13 protein-coding genes and 1 tRNA gene are annotated in these 18,569 nt (G+C 49.8%); 5 read left to right on the forward strand and 9 right to left on the reverse strand.

Annotated features, from left to right (window positions below; all coding sequences use genetic code 11):
- Positions 1-83: 83 nt before the first annotated feature.
- Both MHX61_RS09180 and MHX61_RS09185 read left to right on the forward strand, forming a co-directional pair.
- Complete coding sequence (locus MHX61_RS09180) at positions 84-1,127, forward strand: ATP-grasp domain-containing protein (RefSeq protein ID WP_239194308.1); 1,044 nt, start codon at positions 84-86, stop codon at positions 1,125-1,127.
- A 168-nt stretch (positions 1,128-1,295) separates the two neighbouring features.
- On the forward strand, positions 1,296-2,459 hold the full coding sequence (locus MHX61_RS09185) for a hypothetical protein (protein WP_239194310.1): 1,164 nt from the start codon (positions 1,296-1,298) through the stop codon (positions 2,457-2,459).
- Between the two features lie 53 nt (positions 2,460-2,512).
- Here the strand turns inward: MHX61_RS09185 and MHX61_RS09190 are convergent, their stop codons facing one another.
- The 7 genes from MHX61_RS09190 to MHX61_RS09220 all read right to left on the reverse strand — a co-directional run bounded on the left by MHX61_RS09190 (position 2,513) and on the right by MHX61_RS09220 (position 13,244).
- The gene (locus MHX61_RS09190; protein ID WP_239194312.1) at positions 2,513-4,360 is read right to left on the reverse strand and encodes a hypothetical protein; all 1,848 of its coding nucleotides are present in this window, start codon (positions 4,358-4,360) and stop codon (positions 2,513-2,515) included.
- A gap of 8 nt (positions 4,361-4,368) precedes the next feature.
- Positions 4,369-6,579 carry a glycosyltransferase gene (locus tag MHX61_RS11405; RefSeq protein ID WP_239194314.1) on the reverse strand — a complete coding sequence of 737 codons (2,211 nt, stop codon included), beginning with the start codon at positions 6,577-6,579 and terminating at the stop codon, positions 4,369-4,371.
- Positions 6,580-6,588: 9 nt separating this feature from the next.
- Complete coding sequence (locus MHX61_RS09200; RefSeq protein ID WP_239194316.1) at positions 6,589-7,509, reverse strand: hypothetical protein; 921 nt, start codon at positions 7,507-7,509, stop codon at positions 6,589-6,591.
- Positions 7,510-7,517: 8 nt separating this feature from the next.
- Positions 7,518-8,783 carry a UDP-N-acetyl-D-mannosamine dehydrogenase gene (wecC, locus tag MHX61_RS09205; protein ID WP_284815461.1) on the reverse strand — a complete coding sequence of 422 codons (1,266 nt, stop codon included), beginning with the start codon at positions 8,781-8,783 and terminating at the stop codon, positions 7,518-7,520.
- Between the two features lie 123 nt (positions 8,784-8,906).
- Positions 8,907-10,814 carry a glycosyltransferase gene (locus tag MHX61_RS09210; RefSeq protein WP_239194318.1) on the reverse strand — a complete coding sequence of 636 codons (1,908 nt, stop codon included), beginning with the start codon at positions 10,812-10,814 and terminating at the stop codon, positions 8,907-8,909.
- Positions 10,811-12,457 (reverse strand): hypothetical protein, encoded by a 1,647-nt coding sequence (locus MHX61_RS09215; protein WP_239194320.1) that lies wholly within the window; start codon positions 12,455-12,457, stop codon positions 10,811-10,813. The genes MHX61_RS09210 and MHX61_RS09215 overlap by 4 nt, the downstream gene beginning before the upstream one ends.
- Before the next feature lie 10 nt (positions 12,458-12,467).
- Complete coding sequence (locus MHX61_RS09220; protein WP_239194322.1) at positions 12,468-13,244, reverse strand: DUF6270 domain-containing protein; 777 nt, start codon at positions 13,242-13,244, stop codon at positions 12,468-12,470.
- Between the two features lie 72 nt (positions 13,245-13,316).
- On the opposite strand from MHX61_RS09220, the gene MHX61_RS09225 reads away from it, so the two are divergent.
- Both MHX61_RS09225 and MHX61_RS09230 read left to right on the forward strand, forming a co-directional pair.
- The gene (locus MHX61_RS09225) at positions 13,317-14,261 is read left to right on the forward strand and encodes an ABC transporter permease (protein ID WP_239194323.1); all 945 of its coding nucleotides are present in this window, start codon (positions 13,317-13,319) and stop codon (positions 14,259-14,261) included.
- Positions 14,251-15,096: an ABC transporter ATP-binding protein gene (locus MHX61_RS09230; RefSeq protein ID WP_218840688.1), complete on the forward strand. Its 846-nt coding sequence runs from the start codon at positions 14,251-14,253 to the stop codon at positions 15,094-15,096. The genes MHX61_RS09225 and MHX61_RS09230 overlap by 11 nt, the downstream gene beginning before the upstream one ends.
- Here the strand turns inward: MHX61_RS09230 and MHX61_RS09235 are convergent.
- Together MHX61_RS09235 and MHX61_RS09240 are read right to left on the reverse strand one after the other, a co-directional pair.
- Positions 15,079-16,485 carry a glycosyltransferase family 4 protein gene (locus tag MHX61_RS09235; RefSeq protein WP_239194324.1) on the reverse strand — a complete coding sequence of 469 codons (1,407 nt, stop codon included), beginning with the start codon at positions 16,483-16,485 and terminating at the stop codon, positions 15,079-15,081. The two genes, MHX61_RS09230 and MHX61_RS09235, sit on opposite strands and share 18 nt — an antisense overlap.
- A 143-nt stretch (positions 16,486-16,628) precedes the next feature.
- Complete coding sequence (locus tag MHX61_RS09240; RefSeq protein WP_239194325.1) at positions 16,629-17,966, reverse strand: glycosyltransferase family 4 protein; 1,338 nt, start codon at positions 17,964-17,966, stop codon at positions 16,629-16,631.
- Between the two features lie 251 nt (positions 17,967-18,217).
- On the opposite strand from MHX61_RS09240, the gene MHX61_RS09245 reads away from it, so the two are divergent.
- Positions 18,218-18,290: transfer RNA gene (locus tag MHX61_RS09245), tRNA-Asn, on the forward strand.
- Positions 18,291-18,569 lie beyond the last annotated feature (279 nt).

Genomic DNA, 18,569 nt, shown 5'->3' on the forward strand with positions numbered 1-18,569 from the left:
CGGAGATTTTGCAGGCTCATCGATGGGGCGAATTAGTGAGTTAGTCGGTGCAAAAGCGAGAACCTTAAATGTACTATGACTACGTGAGCTATGATCCTAGAAACCTAATTGCTTTGGTAAGTGACGAAATTTTGAAACCAAAGCTGCCAATCAATACTTATGACCGGATTAAGTCCCGCACAAAACTTATGCTGGGCGAAGCGAGGTCCCGCGGCTGGGAGACCCAAAAAGTCAAAGACGGCACATGGATATTTTTGAATAACGGTAAAACGGTGGGAGGAACCGTTTACCACGGCCCTTCTACCCAGAGCATGTTCGCTAGACGGGTTTCCAACGACAAACAGGCCACAAAATTGACCCTTCAAGCCAATAACGTGCCGACGCCTAACGGCCAGAAGTTCAATTCAGCGACTAAGGCTGAGGCCCTCGAATATTTTAAGGCGCAAGATCGCCCTGTCGTGGTTAAACCGAATGGCGGTACCCGAGGGCGAGGCGTGTCTCTCAATATCAAAGATACCGAGTCGTTTGAAAAAGCTTGGACTAAAGCAGCTGACAGCGGCTACGGCGATGAAATTGTAATCGAAGAATACTTCGCTGGTTTCGACATTCGCGTCTTAGTCATCGGTGGCCGTGTACGCGTTGCTTGCTCTAGGCTAAACGCATTTGTAGTAGGTGACGGGAAGCATACGGTTCAAGAACTGGTGGATCTCGAGCTCCAACGCCGACAGGCCGATGCTTACCTAAAATCTACGGAGATCAACATAGATGAAGATTGGCTAGCCGAAAGCCCTTGGACACTCGAGCAAGTGCCCGAGCACGGCGAAGTAGTCGTTCTAAATCCAATATCCTCCGTAGGTGGAGGCGGCTTCACGCTTAATGTCATCGATAAAATTTCTCGTCAACACATCGCGGTTGCGGAGCGCGCTGCTCGGGCTTTCCCAGGAACGGGAACAGTGGGAGTAGACATTTTCACCTCTTCCCTACAGCCTGACGCCGACATCACAGTTCTAGAAATCAATACGCAGCCTTTCTTCGACATTCACCACTATGTAAGTTACGGAGAGCCTGTTAATGCGGCTAGCTATATTGTCGACCAGATCGAGCGAACACAGCTGCTCTACTCTTAGGCACTAGTTAAGACTCTAGGCTTTGCTGGGTCGGCGTAACACCGCTGAACCTCTGCACTGCCTCGGGCTTAATAGTGAGAACCAAGGCGAACTAACTTGTCAGCCTGCCCTCGTTGCTAGAATCTGTGCGATAAGCAACCCACTCCTAGCTCAGATGATTGGAACTACATGCGTACCGAGCACCTAAACCATATTCTGGACTCTCTGCCCAGCCTTGAACAAAATTATTGGCAAGATGGCTACACCACAGGCATTCACAACGCGTGGATTCGGACTGTCCGCCGCTCGGGGCGCAACTTCCATATTGACCGCTCGAAAAAGAACCGTCCGTATATCACTCTAAAGGATTCTGCAGATGCACCCATCGGAGTAGTTACTCCTTGGAACGTACCTACCTGCACTAAGACAGCTGGGCGAATCTGCCAGAACAAAGTAAAAACACAAAAAATCCTGCACACTGCTGGCATTAATGTTCCCTGGTACCAGGTTTTTGGACCGGACGAGGCTGACAAAGCCTTCGACACCGCTTTTGCTCAAGGCCGGAGGGAAGTTGTGGTCAAAGCACCAAGCTTCTCCCAAGGTCTCGGAGTTTTTCTCAACGTTACTGAACAGGACTTCAAAGAGCGCTTCCACGAATGCGTGGAGATGCAAAAGGAACGAAAGCGAGAGCCCTCGGTAATTGTCCAAGAAATGGTTGACGGCTTTGAATTGCGCGTCACCGTTGTGGAGGGAGAGTTTTTCGGTTCAATCATCCGAATCCCTGCCTACGTTACCGGCGACGGAACCCACAATATCGAAGAACTGATGGCGCTTAAGAATGAAGAGCGTCAGAAGGACCGCGCACGAAGCAAGCGGCTTCTTCGCCGAAACGCGAACATGGAAGCGTTCATGCGCTCCAATTCATTGTCTTTCTCCGATATTCCCGAAGCAGGAGAACGCGTTCTCCTCAGCGCAATCTCTAATATTTCTTTCGGTGCTGAAACTGCAAATATCACCGATATCATTTCGGAGGAAATTAGGGACACCGCTGTTCGAGCAGTTGCCGCGATTCCGGGTCTATACACTGGCGGCGTCGATATCATGGTGCGTAGTTTGAAAGACGACATGCCACGAGTTTTGGAAGTCAACTCTTTCCCTCACGCGACATCCTTTATCTACCCCACTTACGGGGAATCTATAAACCCCATCGCGCACTATCTGGACTCGTACTACGCCCAGCACAAGTTTGCAAAAGGCACAGAAGAGACCTTCTCATTGAAAGAAAAGCAGATGCTTTCTTCTCGCCATGACTTCTGCAAACTAAAGCTGCAGCTATTTCCCACCCAAGACTAAAAGTGAGGTCGGTGAGCATGAGCACATCATGTTCACCGACCTACAGCCTTGGGCTAGTCATCTTTCGCCGCTAGCCATTCCTTCCGCAGCCAACGGTCAGCCACGTACAAACGCCAAATGAATTTCACGATCTCTCTTTGAGACGACTTTTCGGGAACGATAAGTTCTCCGTTTGCGGCCGCTTCCAAGATCTTCCCAAATTCGGGAGTGACCTTTGAAATGAGCAGATCCCAGTTAGCAGATTCCACCAACTCACTGGCCATCTGAACGGCCACAGCTTTGGTGTACTCTATCGCTTTTGAGTCTTTAAGCCGAGGATCCACCTGTAGGAATTCATCGCTCTCATGAGCAGGAACTTCGGCATATCGCTCGGCAAAGGAGTCTTCCCCAAGATTCTCCGCCGGACCAGCACTCTCAAACCGCCATTTATTGCCGTTGGACAAAGGAATGCGGTTCGCTTCGGGCCAAATCATTTCTAAGGCCCTAAAGAGAACACGCTGTGAAACCTTCTCTGACATCGTCATAGCGTCAGAAATCGCAGCTACCTCTTCATCAGCGATTGGATAAGCAATGACTGCATCACGCTCGTAAAGGTTTATATGTGCATGCAGCCAACGTCCCGACCTAAAGTTTCGGGCAAAGAGATACAAGTACTCGAGGTCGATAGACGTCTCTACTTCACGCTGCCATTGTTCAAGGAAATAAGCGTACTGCGCTCGGATTCCCTCGTTTACGAACCACCCGGCTTGTCGTCGCAAAGCGTTTTGCAAGCCCGACCCAGAATAGTGCAGCTTCTTTGCCTGACCGCCCTTCATTAGTGGCCACTGCCCCAGCATAATTGCGTCACCGGCAACACGCGGCGAGGATCCATAATAAATAGAAGTATGTGGTTCAGATGCCGGGATGCCATCAGACATGAGAATTGTTCGATCAACCTTTTCCGCCAAGCTTGACCGATCAACTGGGGCTGGTGCAGTTACTTCCAAGTTCTTTTTAGCTGCTCGGCACAAATTATGCGCCACTCGGACTTCTTCATCATTCGGCTTGCCAAAGGTTACCCCATAGACAGATTGCTCCGAGTCCCTAACTAGTCCGAGCAATAACCGGCTGTCTTTACCGCCACTCATTCGTACTTGGACGTTTTTGCCCGAAAAATTCGCTAAAGCTCTGTGCGTAGAGGCCTTTAGCGCGTCGGCGAGTGCTTCAGCTGCTTCCTCTTCAGAGTGAAGGTTAGGGAGGTTCGCGGTTAGACCTGCTGGACGAGGAATAATCTTTACTTCTCCGCCATTAACCTCGAGTGCCTCGTCCACTGCAATCGTAGATACGCCTTCAAACGGAGATACGGCATCGAGGTTAAACCCAAACATCAAATACTGATCTAAAAAGTCAGTTTCCAATGCCACTGGAGAAGCTTCTCCCTCTGCTCTTGCTACTGCAGCAAGAAGTGGTCTGTTGCTAGCGAAAACATAATCTTCCGTCTCCGCATAATGTACCGCTTCTAGAGCCGGAATTGTGTTCCATAGTAGGACGCGATCGCGATAGCGCTCACCCCAGATCGCCGTATAGCTACCCCAAACAGGATCGGTGTAAACAACCTCGCCGCCACGCCTGGACACCTTCTCTAACAGGAGCTCGGAAACATCCTGGCCGCTCGAATGCGCCCACCAGTCTTTCTTTGCGACGACGCGGTTCGACTCGTTCTCCCTTTTCCACACGCCTATAGAGGCAGTCCCATGCTGTCCCGGTGTGGAAACTTTTATTTCACTGCGATAGTGATCACTGACCAAACTGCGGTATTTCTGGAAGCACCGCCGTAGCAATTCGGAATTATGCTCTGCAAGGTCGTCAGAAACGGTAGAGCGAAGCTTCTTCTTAGGCACCGCCAAAAGGTAAATGGACATCCTAGCTCCTAGATAGTTTCCGTACGCTCAGACTCCTTGACGGCAATATTTTGCCCGTTCAAGGCATCGATCCATTCGGAAATAATTTTCTTAACTCCCCAACGGGAGGCGTATTCACGTGCCTTTTGCCCCTCTTCTGCAAATGTCTCCGGTTCACGTAGGGCGAGTACGCGATCGATTGCGAGGTCACTACCTCCATCTACATACGGACCAAAAATGTTCTTCGCCCCGTCTCTCTCCCACACGATGGGGACTGCACGCGAGGCCATTCCTTCTGCAGGCGCAAGATGGAAACTTTCCTCATCACTTGGCGACAACACGATGCCGATCTTCCTAAACCAAGACGCCATATCTGGCCCAAAATCTTCAAACACTAAGTGATCCCGTAGTCGCTCGTTCGAGGCAATAGATGAGAAAAAATCTAGATACAACTGCTTCTGCAGCGGCTTACTCCATTCGTGAGGGTATTCCCATGGGGCCCTGCCTCTTATGTGAAGGATGTACCGGTCGTCTTGTTCCAATAGCTCTTCAAAAAATGAAACAGCTCTATCTGGTCGCTTCAAGAAGGGAACGTAGCCGACCAGACCAATATGGAACTGAGCTCCAAAAAGCTTTTCCCGGTCAAAGTCCACTAAATCAATTGCATTTGGAATTACCCGAGTAGCCGTGGATTGCAGCGGAAGTCGTTCCAGCGCCATTTCCTCGTAATGCTGCGAAACGAAAATCAATTCGTCCACGCCTTGCCAGTCGATTTCCTTCATCCATGGGCCGGGACCACGAAGTTCGAATCCATGTAGACGACTAATTAGCCTCTGCGCTGGTCGCTTATGCTCTGCATACCACCGAACTGACGGACCACACCATTCGCAAAATACAACGTCCGCCCAATCGACTAGTTTTCGGCTGCGTTCTTCGTCATGCTGATGCAGAGACGACCACACGTCCTTCTCGAGTATGAACCGTGGATCCTTCTCAAGCGCATCCACTAATTCGCCCATGAACTTGAAATCGTGGGATGCGATTACGACCTTAATCGCATCCATAGGCACCGCACGCTTACTAGAACGGACTATGCCGGCCGCCTCGAAGTAGCCAGTTAGACGCTCTACCGCTGAATCCATTGAAAAGTTTGCTACCTTACCCCGAACCTGTGGGCTCATTAGGTCAATAGAGTTTGCGGCTTTAGCTATGACCTTTGCGGCATCCACGGCAGTAGCTTGCGCATCAATAAAGAATGGATAATCGCTACCGAACAGAGCACGGCTGTCATCGTTAAAATTAACTAAGGCAGGAGTTCCAAGGGCAGAATATTCTAGCGCCTTTGTGGAAACCTCAAGGCTTGAATCTAGTACCGCTGTCCGCCAACCTAATCCAATATGGGCGGACGAAATGGCTGCCATGGATTCATCCCGAGATACACCACCTAACCATTCAACTCCGCTATCAGCATCTGCCGCTGCCTTCTCTAGTGCCTCTTTCATGTGGATGTGCCAAGAAGGATCTCTCTTATCCCTATTTATCTTGTCTCCGACAACTAATAGCTCTGAGTCGATTCCCAACTTTCTCAGATGCTTAGGAATCTCCAGCATTTCGAGTGTCTTCCAGTCCTTAGCCATCTTTCCCGCATAGACAATGCGGAGCTTGTCCGACTGTTCGTAGTTCTCCCCGCGTTTCTCCTTGGAAAACGCCTCACTCGGTACCATCGGGAGCATCAAGCAGGTCTTCCCTGCCGCGAATGGAGCGATCGATTCTAGATAGCTTCGGGCCGCTTCAGTTTGTACAAATACTCTCCGAGAGTTCGCCGAGATTCTTTGCAAACGGCCTACATTGGTTTTAGAAAGCTTGGTGATTGGGAAAGGAAGATCCGTTATATAAGCCCAAAGTATCGGCGCCAAGGTCGAAGAGCGACTTAATGTGTGTGCCAAATTCAGTCCTCGAGAAACGAGGATGTCAGCACCGACCTTATTGGCCAACGATTCAAGGACAGGAACCGCGGCTTCCTCGTTGAGTGGAGAACTGGTGTCCGGAGGAAGATGTAGAACGACGTTTTCAATCTTGTCTACGGACTGTAAGAGACGATAGTTATCCGGCTTCATTTTGAGCTGGAGATGGACCTCATCGCATGTCTTTGAAAGCGTTTCGGTTATTGACATGAGCCAGATCGACGAGCCATCTACAACATTCGGGCTGATGTCCCCATAAACTACAGCGGTGCTCACTTCTTAACCTCACTTACACGCGTATGCATCGATAGCCTTTATCACTGGGTTCGCCATTTCGGCGCCCCGAGAATCTTGTCCTGGCTTCTCAGGAAGCACAACATCAGCGGTGTCACGCAAAACGCTCGTCATATGTGAGGCCGGTGCATTAGCCACGACCGCCGTAAGGACATTATTCTTTCGTTGCGCTTTCACAATCTGGCTATGGAGCTCCTGAAAAAGATGCGTCCCTTGAGCTGACAGACTCCCAAACCAGCGACCACAGGTTAAAGACGCCTCTTCGATAACAAGACAAGAAATGTCGTTCCCTGCCTTCGCTAGGTCAACGGCAGAATCTATTTTCCGGACGGAGCAGAAGCCCGAGAGACTTTCACGGAGGTCGGAAGAGCCCAAAACGGCCACTACTCGAGTCATTTCGTTGGAAGGATAAAGGAGTTCCCGTAGCTTTTCCTTGGACCCCTCACCAGTGTCTTGCAGCGCCGCCTGTCGCCCGGCCACATGAGAGTTGGGTTTCTCCACGGGCTTCGATGCAGAGATACGCCTAGGGGAAAAATAGGATAAAGGTTCTGAGATTGCGCCCTCTGAGCCCGTCTCCCCGTGGCGCCATTCCTCGACCGCGGAATTGATTTGGGTTAGTTGTTCTTCTTGAAAGCGTTGACTCTCTCGCGATTTGGCTATACTTCCCGACATGTTTCGGAGCAGCGACAACTCTTTAGCAACGGACATTACACTGCGGTAATCCTGTCGGCGTTGTGCCTCTACTCGTCGTGCCCAAGAAACGCTTAAAATCAAGATCAAAGCCGCTACTACCACCGCCAAAATCAACAGCCCAGCGCGAACTAAGTTGCTTGACAGCACCGCGGCAATTAACAACACAGCGGCTAACACGGCAAGACTTGCAAGCGACTTGCCGGATTCCAACCTCTTCATCCCTAGGATCAGCTCCACATGCCACGTGTGTCAACGACATTCTTTCCTTCCAAGACGCTCTTTTCGAGGCTCTTGAAAGGTGTATGGTCCACTAAGACAGCAACCACGGGGCTTGAAGATATCGCGTGAGAAGCGTCAACTAGCTGCACGTTTTGATATGCGGTTAGACTCTCGGGCAGCTCATTCACATTAGGCTCAGCTACTAGGATGTTTTTCTCCGGCCACTTCTCGGCCATTTGTTGCACGATAGACAGAGCAGGGGATTCTCTCAAATCATCGATATCCGGCTTAAATGCTATTCCCAGTGCGGCGATTGAGTCTGCGCCTTCGGCCTCGACTGCTTCAGTAATTTTGGCAATAACGTAGGCAGGCTTGCCGTCATTAACCTCCCTCGCCGTACGGATCAGCTTGGCCTCCTCCTGAGCCGAAGAAACAATGAACCAAGGATCAACTGCAATACAGTGGCCACCCACACCAGGGCCCGGATTCAGAATATTGACTCGTGGGTGATGGTTGGCGAGTTCAATCAATTCCCAAACATCAATTCCAAGCTTGTCTGAGATGATTGACAGCTCGTTTGCAAAGGCAATATTCACGTCCCTGAACGAGTTCTCGGTCAGCTTTGCCATCTCAGCGGTTGTTGCATTCGTCAATAGCATCTCGCCATTGCAGAAAGAGGAGTATAGCTGTTTCGCCCTATCCGTCGACAGGGGATTTAGGCCTCCGATAACTCGGTCATTAGCGGCCATCTCCTCCATAATCTTGCCCGGTAATACCCGCTCAGGGCAGTGTGCGACTAAGAGACGGTTAGCACTTTCAGGATCCGTCGATAGGTCCGGCCTTTCGGCTAAAAGAATTTCAGCCATCTTTTCAGTGGTCCCTGGAGGGGAGGTTGATTCTAGGACCACGAGCGCCCCCGGTCGAAGCACAGGAGCAATATTCTTCGCTGCCGCTTCGATGTAGGACATATTGACTGAATAGTCATCATTGAACGGCGTCGGGACAGCCACAATGAACGCGTCTGCTTCCGCTACTTCTGTATCAGCCTTGAGATGTCCATCGGCGACTACGCTTTTTAATAAAGCTTCGAAGCCAGGTTCAAAAAAGGGCATTTCACCATTGTTGATCTTCTCCACATGGCGCTCATTGATGTCCACCCCCACTACGGAGATACCAGAATCAGCGATAAAAGCTGCAGTCGGGAGACCAATGTATCCCAGCCCAACAACACAAACCTTGTTTATGGGTCCCAATTGTTTCTCTTCAATGCTCACTAAAACCCCTCCTCGGGAGAAAAAGTATTTTCAAATTTTAATTCGACGTTTTAGAACCGCAGTATATTATTCCACAAAGGGGACGCTCCTACATCGAAAACCCTTGGGGAGCACGCGGTCCATCTAGCATTCAACAGCCTCGAAATTCCGACCAATCCCCACGACCTGCCCATTAGCCAAAAACGATGCATTTGAGACTTCCCAAGTATGTTGTCCAGCATTTCTCATCTGAACAAAGTTGAAGCGGTCTGTGGAATATATTTTCCCCCCTTTCCTCAAAAGAGAACGAATAAACGCAGTGTCTTCCCCTCGGGAACGCGCCTCAAATTTATTTTCCGCAAACGTATTGCGGGGACCGAAGAAAGTAGGGCCAGCTACGAAGTTCGTCCAGCGATGTTCCCTCTCCGGCCGCCTAACTATCAGCAATTCTTCATTGCCCAAAAACGCATAGTTTGCCTGTTTGCCTACCAGGTCAGCACCAGAAAAGGACCACGAGTTATACATATCCAAAAGATATGAAGCAAAGTAAAAATCATCATCATCAAACTTGGCGATGAAATCGCCTGACGAAGCAGCGATACCTGCATTTAAGCACTCTCCTAGCGAGGAACTTCGCTCCTCCCTAAGTACACGGTATTGATGAACTTTCGCCTCCTCAGCGAAGTTTGCAATCTCCTTGTCACCAACTTGAATCCCGTGCAGAACCAAAATCAGCTCGACATCCACTCCGGATTGCCGACCTACCTGCTCAAATACATGCTTCAATTGCCCTTCCCGCACCGTAGAGCAAATAACACTAACTTTTGGTTTAGTCTTCAGACCTTCACATTCAGAGGGACTAACTCGTTCCAAAATCTCCATTGCCCGAGTTGTATAGGTATGGCTCTCCCAGATCCTTCTTTGCGCCCGATGTACCAGCCTGTCTCTCAACTCAGGAGAATTAACCAAGGCACGAATAGACAACGTGGCTTCTTCCCTACTATCTACAAGCACTAATTCAGTAGAAGGAAAAGTCACCTCAAGTGCCTTGCTCCATGTAGAGACTACAGGCGTGCCAGAAGCAAGAAGTTCAAACACTCTACGGGAGCACATACTGGGACTGTCGACTACAGAGTTCACATTTAGGAAGACTTTGAAATTCTTGTAAGCCGCAATCATTTTTTCGTACGGCAGAGACCCCACAACTCTTTGGGAAAACGGCTGCGGGAAAAGATAACGCTCGTCTTTTCCCTCGAATCTAGAGAAGATACGGAGACCGTCTTCAAGATGCCCTGATGCGTCCATAGCTCCGCCCAGCAGCATCTCCATTTGCTCACGGCGTTCTGGATATTTGTGAGCAAAATACATGCCTGCAAAAGCCACGTCTCCTTTCTGATAGTTAGGCATATCAGTCCGGATAGGGTTATGAATCGCAGGCTGAGCAGCAAAGCTCAAAGGCCACACTCGGTCATGCCCCAAAGCCTGCTTATAGGCACCTACCAAATTGACATCACTCGTAAACACGAAATCGAACAATCGTGCAGTATCCAAGAAGTCCTCAAAATGGGGAGGATCCTCTTTATTCCAGAAGGCCGTAGGAATCCCAAGTTGCTTACATTGCTCGACGATCACGGAAAGCGCGGTGCTGGGAGCGGCACCGCCAGTCAATTGGTATTTCCAGGCTCCTCCATTTCCGTCCCAAGCACTCTCGACCAAGAATAAATCAAGCTCAAGGGATTGAAGTTTCGATTCTTCCCCAGGCAAGATTGGCACGATTGTAAATTCCTCTCCCCATGCCAGGAGAGAAAATTCATCCATGATTACGCCAACGCGTAGGCCCTTAAATGGGCTTGTCCTGTTAGTTTTCCCTTGGGCGGTTACTGCCAGCGGGTCAAACGTAGCGGTCCTTTTGCTTACCGTTCCTACGTTAAATCGCTTTTTCGTTTGGCGAATTAATTCAGAAGGGCCTTCGTCTCGGGCCACCTGACGCGCTCGTTTAAAATAATATTCAGTTTTATTCACCATCTTGTTTAATCTTCCATTTTGAGTCACAGAGGCCACCCACTCCAACGAATTATTGTTTTGTACACTGCTTTGTTTAACCGATTCTCGTACGACAAGTTGAGCATTGGCCAGATTATTCTCCTAGTATTGAACGGAAGACCTATTGAGGGCCCTAATTCATATTCGGAGTATCCCGCAGCCGCCCAACTGGTCATTCGATTTTCCCAATAATAGAGGTCATAGAAGCTTGCAAGCGACGGGGAGACTGAATCTAGCTGGGTATAAGCTATGTACTCCTCCATGTCTGCGACAAGGCGAGAATTGGAGGAGAATTTACTCGTCGTAAACTTTCCGGCTAGGATTTCGCCGTTAACCGGACTCTCGGTCCTATCTTTATAAAAGACTGTGCCGATTTCACCACCGATCCCAAAAAGGACTACGGATTCTTTGGGGAAGTTCTGCCACAAAGATTTGGCTAAAGCCGGAAAACGAGCCCAAGTAGGAAACGATCGTTTGTACGCGGAAGCAAACTTTCCTTCAAAAATGAACGGTTCCACTTTCACTACCTTGTGCTGCAGACCAGACAGCATAGCTAGGAAATTGGCTCCTTGGAGGTCATTGATCCCTAAAGGATCCTTTCTCTCCGCGAAAATGTAGGTCATAGCTTTGGTGAAGTGCTTTTGGAAAAGATCAATACACGACAACAGCACTACCAAAGAGTCTTGGCCTGAGGTCAAAGCGAGATAGGTTTTATCAGAGGTATTGAGCCACGCCGAAGTCTGCACCCTAAGCTCACCAATCAGAATGCGAGCGACCTCTTTTGGCGAATATTCCGCGGATACTCGGTGCTTTTCCAATGGGAAAATGCGGGAGTGCAGGGCCCTTTCCCCGTCAAAAGACAGCACACAATTAGCACTTACTAGCTCGGTGCAATCATGCGGCGTTATGCGGCCTGGCAACCATTTTCCCGCAGCACTCACATAGTCAGGATTTGAAAGAACCCAATATGCCCGCTTCCTCGAGAATTCTTCTATCTCTCTAGCGACCAACGCAGAATGCGATGCAGCGAAAAGTTGTTTATTTCTGACGGTCCAGTAACAACTTCTGCTTGCCATTGCATCTACGTGAATACGCCACTGGTCTTCACACCCGGCGATAAGGACGAACCGGCCCCCTAGCCACAGGACGTACTCATCAATCGCCTCGAGGCTATTTCCAGACAATATTAAATCAGCAATACGGTCAGCGATGAGGTCGCTATCAGATATTCCTTCCTCCGAGTCGATAGCAAGCCCCAGCACGGCAACTGAGACTCCACGTTTCTGGGCCAATGCAACAGGAAGGTTTTCTTCAACCCGAAGGCGCCCCTCACCTAGAGCCAGCTCCTTCCAACGCGGTGAAGGCGGTGGTTGAAGGAACCCTTGGTTGCTGAACTCATATCCACGCGAAAAAGCCCGCACTTCCCCGCTACTGCTAGACGTTCGCCGTTTCTCTCCCACCGCAGCGTCTGACAACCCGCGCCAAGCTCCTTGCAGGGTGGATTTCGCGTTTTCGTCCAATTCCGGTCCGAGAAAGCGAGTACCCACAGTCGCCTCGACTCTGGAACGCCCCCAGTATACTCGCGCTCTAATACCGTGCAGGATTTGACGAGCTCTCTTCAGCAAGGAAGCCAGCAAACCTTCTAGTTTCATATCTATGCCGCTAATTCCTGGTCTGGTGCACTGATTTCTTAATCTCGTACTCCATCGAAGCATACGCCGAACGAGTGAAGTGGAATGGTGCATTTCCCCACTTATGGTTCTCGTCAGCTACTGTGCCGTCGATCCTTGACACAGTAATCCCCAGCCTTTCTAGAACCACGTAATATCTACGGAACATCTCATTATACTGCGAGGCAGATAAACCACGTATCCGGCCAGTCTTCTTATTGTCTGAGCGATACTCGGCCCATTCCGGTGCCAAGACTAGGCATTTTTGCTTCAACCCCAGAAAATCCAAAAACTCAGTAAATAAAGCTGCAGCCCCCTGCCAACGCTGGAAGTGCTCGGCGGACCCGAAAGGAATCTTTCTGGCCTTTTTCAGATTTTGGGGCATGCCGTCCAGCCGCCTGAGTTCCGCGCTATTGGTAGCAATGCTCCCATCTGGAAACTCCCAAACCCCGGTCCGCTCAACGACCAAGTCCCAGACAAAAACATCAATACCGTTTTTCTTCGATATCTCGCGCATGAGGTTTCCCGACAAATCACTCTCTAACATGCGCTGCTGAAAAGAGCTTTTCAGTTTGAAATCAGGAATGTTGGATTTCGCGTCTGAGCCCACGGAAAGTAGAGACTGACGCGCTACATAGCGGAGCACCTTGAAGTCGGTGTGCTTCGCAAACTCAACAGTGTCCCGACTCACACACCCACCAAAAATAAAGGTACGGACAGGCGTGGCTTCTTCTTTGGAAGATGCCGGCTCAAAGTTTCCTAACTGCATACGATGATTCTAGACTATCCTCAGTGACAGCTTAGACCGTAACTACAGAGCAATCATCACAGTGGAGAAATTGTGGAATCACAATTGAACAACGACAGCGACAGTGCTCCCGAGGGAACCAACGCAAAACAAGAAAAGCCCAAGCGCGTTAAAAACGCTAGTTTCCGCAACTTGGAGCTCGTTGACGATTCCCAGTTATATAACCTACGGAGCCGAGATAACCTAGCGTCTTATACTCGTCGTCTTTTTGACCGCCGACATTTCATCTTGGCTTATGCACGCAGTAAATCGCTTAGCCGAGGTAGAAATATGTTCCTCGGACGCGCTTGGCTTATCCTTCAACCGATCCTAGACGTGGCAGTCTACGCTTTCATTTTCGGCTACGTTCTTCACGTATCTAGGGGAATGGACAATTTCATTGGCTTCCTAACAATCGGTGTAATTTACCTCAAATTCGCAACTGGCGGTTTGTCAGCTGGCACTTCCATCATCCGTGGATCAAAAGGGTTGATTAGCAGTTTTAACTTCCCCACAGCAGCCGTCCCTATTTCAACGACTATTAAGCAAATGATCGACCATGCAATCCCCGCCATGGTTGCGATAATAGGCGCACTTCTCTTTCAGCTCGATAAAGGAATTCCTTGGACCATCATTCTAGTGGTTCCCTTGTATTTCTTAATCCACTGCTTCTCGCTCGGTTGCATGTTCATTGTGGGACGAGCTACAGCATTCATCCCGGATCTAAAGTCAGTAGTGGGAATCATCAATCGAGGTCTCTTTTTCATCTCGGGTGTATTCTTCGATCTGAGCAAATTTGATAAAAATCCCCACATTCAAGAGATCATGCAAGCTAATCCCATTTACCAGTTTCTTACCGCCGTACGGCAACTGGTTTTGGACGGTGAGGTACCGCCCTTAGGCACTTGGCTGTATATTGCAGCTTGGTCATTCGGGGTATTGATTATTGGATACTTCTACTTTTGGCAAGCCGAGGAAAGGTACGCAGTTGTCAAATAACCCAACGGTTGTCGCTCGTAATCTCAAGAAGTCTTACTACCTTAATCGCTCCGGTTCTGAGCATGTTTTATCCAAAAAACTTTCGAAGCATACTGTGGAAGCAGTAAAAGACGTTAGCTTTGTAGCTTATTCTGGAGAATCGATCGGCATCCTGGGTAAAAACGGCTCAGGAAAGTCAACCCTTCTACGAATGATTGCTGGGTCATCAAAGCCCGATTCCGGCGACGTGTTTGTTTCCTCCCAGCCCACCTTGCTCGGCGTCGGGGCGGCTCTCCAATCGAATTTAAGCGGTCGCCAAAATATTAATTTAGGCCTCTTGGCAATGGGGCTAACCCCAGCGGAATCTTCGAAGCTAGTGGATCCGATTATCGATTGGGCGGATCTCCGGTCTGCAATCGATCGTCCCTTAAAGACTTATTCGTCGGGCATGAAATCTCGCCTGACTTTTGCGATCTCTACAGCAGTTCGACGCGAGCTACTACTAATTGACGAAGCCCTTTCCACCGGAGATTCCACGTTCAAAGCTAAGGCTAAGGATCGTATGGACGAGTTTCTCGCTGGATCCGGAACAGTCTTTCTCGTGTCTCATGGTGCTGCGACAATTCAAACTCACTGCACTCGTGCCATATGGCTGCACGAAGGCGACATGATTGCTGACGGAGATGCGGAAACCGTAACTACAACTTACCGTGTCTGGGGAAACAGAGTTAGTACAGGAAAACTTGAAGAAGCTGACCGCATCATCAAGCGGCAACGGAAGGCGTTTAAGCCGCACAAAATCCTACTGGATTCTGAAGCCGCAAAGTTTTTGACCCATTCATCTTCCCCTCAGTAGCTCTAAGTACAGACCCTCCAAGATGTGCGCATTCCGCTCCCATGATCGCTTCTTGGCCCATTCTTCAAGCTCCCGAGGATTCACGATGAGTTCCACCTGCCGGACTAAATCAACTGATTTGGCCAGCGCGGAGGGGTTATCCGGTTCAACTTCAACCATTAATCCACCGGTGATTTCCTTTAACGCTGGTAGGTCAGTTCCGATTACCGGTACTCCGCAGGCCATCGCCTGTAGCGGCTTAAGCGGAGTGACTTTCCTACAAACTTCAACGTCTCGCCGCGGTACCACGAACACATCCAAGGCAGAGTACCAAAGGTGAATATCAGTAGCCGGCTGCTTACCAGTAAAGACAACCCGATCATTCAAATCAAGCTCATCGGCTAGGTCTTCAAGACCTGGTCGAGCCACTCCATCTCCTACGATAATGAGAGTTGCGTCTGGAATCTCCTTCATCGCAGCTATAGCAATGTCTAGCCCTTCGTAATCCACGACTGAGGTAATTGCACCGATTAAGAACTCGTCGCCTAGGCCCAATCGTTTTCGGGCGTGCGCTTTGTCAGTATGAGTTTTAAGCTGATCAGCCTCCAGAGCGTTCGGAACGACCTTGATTTTCGATTCTGGAACGCCTCGACGCGTTAGGTCCCCTTTCGACACCTCACTTAACGCTATTACTTGATTTGCAGCCATCATCGCCGCTGTTTCGGCCTGACGCGCTAATTCAAAAAACTCCGAGCTGCGGCGTTTTTCTGGGTCTGGAGACTGCGAAGCCCACGTGCTCTCGGGCTCGCCTCGGACCTCATAGATCCATGGGACGTCAAGTAGAGCGGCTGCGCGAGCCACCACGCGCGCGTTTGTGTACGGGGTGGTGGTGTGAAGTATGTTTACTTGCTTTTCCTTCGCGAGTCTTACTAGTTGGCGGACGGCCAGATCCTCCTGGCGAGTAATTGAAAACGGAGCAAATAAGGAGCCCAACACGAAATATTCGAGACCATCGTTGACAAAATATGGACCATGATGGAATCTACCGATATTCTCCGGATATCCGTAGCGCGTACAAGCAAACGCTTCTACTCCCCTTGCCCTTAAACTCTTGAATAGTGCTTTAGACCGAAGCGTGTATCCAGATTGGGTATAGGGCAATGCATTCGTGAAATGAAACAGTACCCGCGGGGCGGCTGCGCTACCGCTGCGTTCAACTGCTCCCTCAAAGCATTCAACTGACTGGAGTTGCAAAAGTTTCCCGCGGAGATATCTCTCAAACGAAAACGTCAATGGCCTAAGGAATCGCGCCTTTTTCAGCTGTTTTATCGCCCTACTCAATTCCCCGGCCTCGGCGGTCTCGTACCCGGGGCTCCTCATTGCCGAAAGTACAAAGTGCGCCCCCTTCACACATGCTCGGGCTACCTTGGACTCTGAGTTTAAGCGCACGAATTCAACCATTTGATTCGAAAATCGCACAGGATCCTGTACAAGTCCCACAACATTGATGGACCAAAATTTGATGACCGAGCGACCAATTCCAGCCGGCATGCTTATGACTCCATCTGCTTCAAGAACTTAGCAATCAAGCTGGGCACAACGTTGTTCTGTTCGTTCTCAACCCAATGTTTAGCTCTTTCGCTAGCCTTGAGAGACAATTCGCCCTGAGCTAAGGCACACCACAGGTTCGCTAGAGCTTCCGGCGACTCGGGAGGAACCGCATAACCGGCTTCCAAGGACTCGATCAACCTGACCGATTCCCCGGCTACAACACCTGTTATTGGCACCCCGTACTCCATAAGCTCGAACAGTTTAGAGGGAACAGTTCTTTCTAATGGCTTCCAATCAGTTAAATGGACAAGCGCGGTATCTGCCCAGTCGTAATAGTCTGAGATGGAGTCAGCTGACTTCCGCTTAATGAAAGTTGCGGGAACTTTTCTTTGCTTTGCATAATCTTTTACTGACAAGCGAGCATCTCCTGCGCCCACGAACTTTAGCTCAATCGGCACTCCACGCTCCGCCGCGATCACCGCTGCATCAATCACGTTTTGAAGTCGTTGGGCGCGACCTATAGTGCCGGCATACAGCACCTTTAGAGGTCCTTCCCCTGAGCCTGGAGCCTTCTTCTGCCCCAATCCCTCTCGGGGAAAAACATTCCGGATAGTAACCATATTGTTCAGAAGTTTTGAGTTCTTCCGCAGCTGAGGTCGATTCTGAAAATCTAATTTCAAATCTTCTGCCGTAAAAATGACACCTTGGGCTTTCCCCAAGACGTAGTAGAGAGTCCTAGCAACCACAAAACTAACGAACTGAATCGGCCCTCTGCTCAAGATTTTATGCTTTAGCGAAGCACTCTTGATCCCCTTATTCCACTCACTCGAATAGGCTAAGAGGTCGGGCCAGGCGTCTCTTAAGTCGATAGCCAATTTCGCCCTTGAGATTTTCGCTGCTACAAAGGCGACCACGGCGGTTGGCAAAGCCGGCACTGTACCTATAACCAATTCAGGCTTCCAAGATTTCCGAAAGCCAAACTCTACTAGTACTGCATAGAGAGACCCCAGAGCGATGCCTGCTTGACCGATTGCACGCTGTATCAATGAGCCACCGCACGGGATAAACCCACTCCGGATGACTAAATCTACGGCGTCATTCTTTTCTTCTTCTGTTCGAGGACGGAAAAGAGATGCGCTCCACCAGTGCTTAATAGAGGCCCGTCGAACAGAAGCCGGCGGAGGAGCAATGACTCTAATCTCGTGGCCTTGAGACTTTAGAATGCTAGCGATCCATTCCCAGCGACGCTGCGGCACGTTACTTTCTGGCGACCAATACTGCGAAATGATGAGGATCCGCAATTTTCTCTCTTTCGTTAGTACTAAATCCGTCGCTCTCAAGCCTCAATAGCGTACTGAGCCACTATTTCCAGCTTACTGGTTCCCATAGAACTAGTCTTCTTACCCACCATTTTTGCACAGGAACCCCCGTGAGTGGAGTCCTGACCCATTCCTGACGCGTTCCCGCTACATAAGGACAACGAATTCAGTCATTTTACCGCCGTGTGCTGGCAATTTGTTGAAATCGCATGAACCCTATATAGTTATTCCTCGTTGCACAGAGAACACAGAGTTCGACGTACAGCATGTATTCCTCCATAGCTCAGTTGGCAGAGCATTCGACTGTTAATCGAAGGGTCACTGGTTCGAGCCCAGTTGGAGGAGCAAGTAGCCTAGTGGAGTTATCCACTAGGCTTTTCTTCATAGTTGGTCAAGCCGCTGCAACCCTACCAGGATCAGCGTTAAGCAATATTTAATATGCCCACCTCGAAAGCTTCCCAACCTTCTCCAGTTATATAAGCTATACACTGTAGACGAGGTCGGGGTTAAGTAGCAGAATGTGTGTCCGCTCGGCGTGTCGCGGGCGGGTACACGGTTAGTTACTTCATGGGGCCTTTTCTGATTCCTATCGAGTGTTCGTACTCGGTTGGGATAGCGTTGTCG

It is taken from the genome of Corynebacterium sp. ACRPF (genome assembly GCF_022347395.1).
GTDB classification, from domain to species: Bacteria; Actinomycetota; Actinomycetes; order Mycobacteriales; family Mycobacteriaceae; genus Corynebacterium; species Corynebacterium tuberculostearicum_D.

Bases quoted from the DNA above. Each gene is read 5' to 3' on its own strand.
- MHX61_RS09185 (WP_239194310.1), top strand. From the start codon at position 1,296: ATGCGTACCGAGCACCTAAACCATATTCTGGACTCTCTGCCCAGCCTT.
- MHX61_RS09190 (WP_239194312.1), bottom strand. From the start codon at position 4,360: ATGTCCATTTACCTTTTGGCGGTGCCTAAGAAGAAGCTTCGCTCTACC.
- MHX61_RS09200 (WP_239194316.1), bottom strand. From the start codon at position 7,509: ATGAAGAGGTTGGAATCCGGCAAGTCGCTTGCAAGTCTTGCCGTGTTA.
- MHX61_RS09215 (WP_239194320.1), bottom strand. From the start codon at position 12,457: ATGAAACTAGAAGGTTTGCTGGCTTCCTTGCTGAAGAGAGCTCGTCAA.
- MHX61_RS09220 (WP_239194322.1), bottom strand. From the start codon at position 13,244: ATGCAGTTAGGAAACTTTGAGCCGGCATCTTCCAAAGAAGAAGCCACG.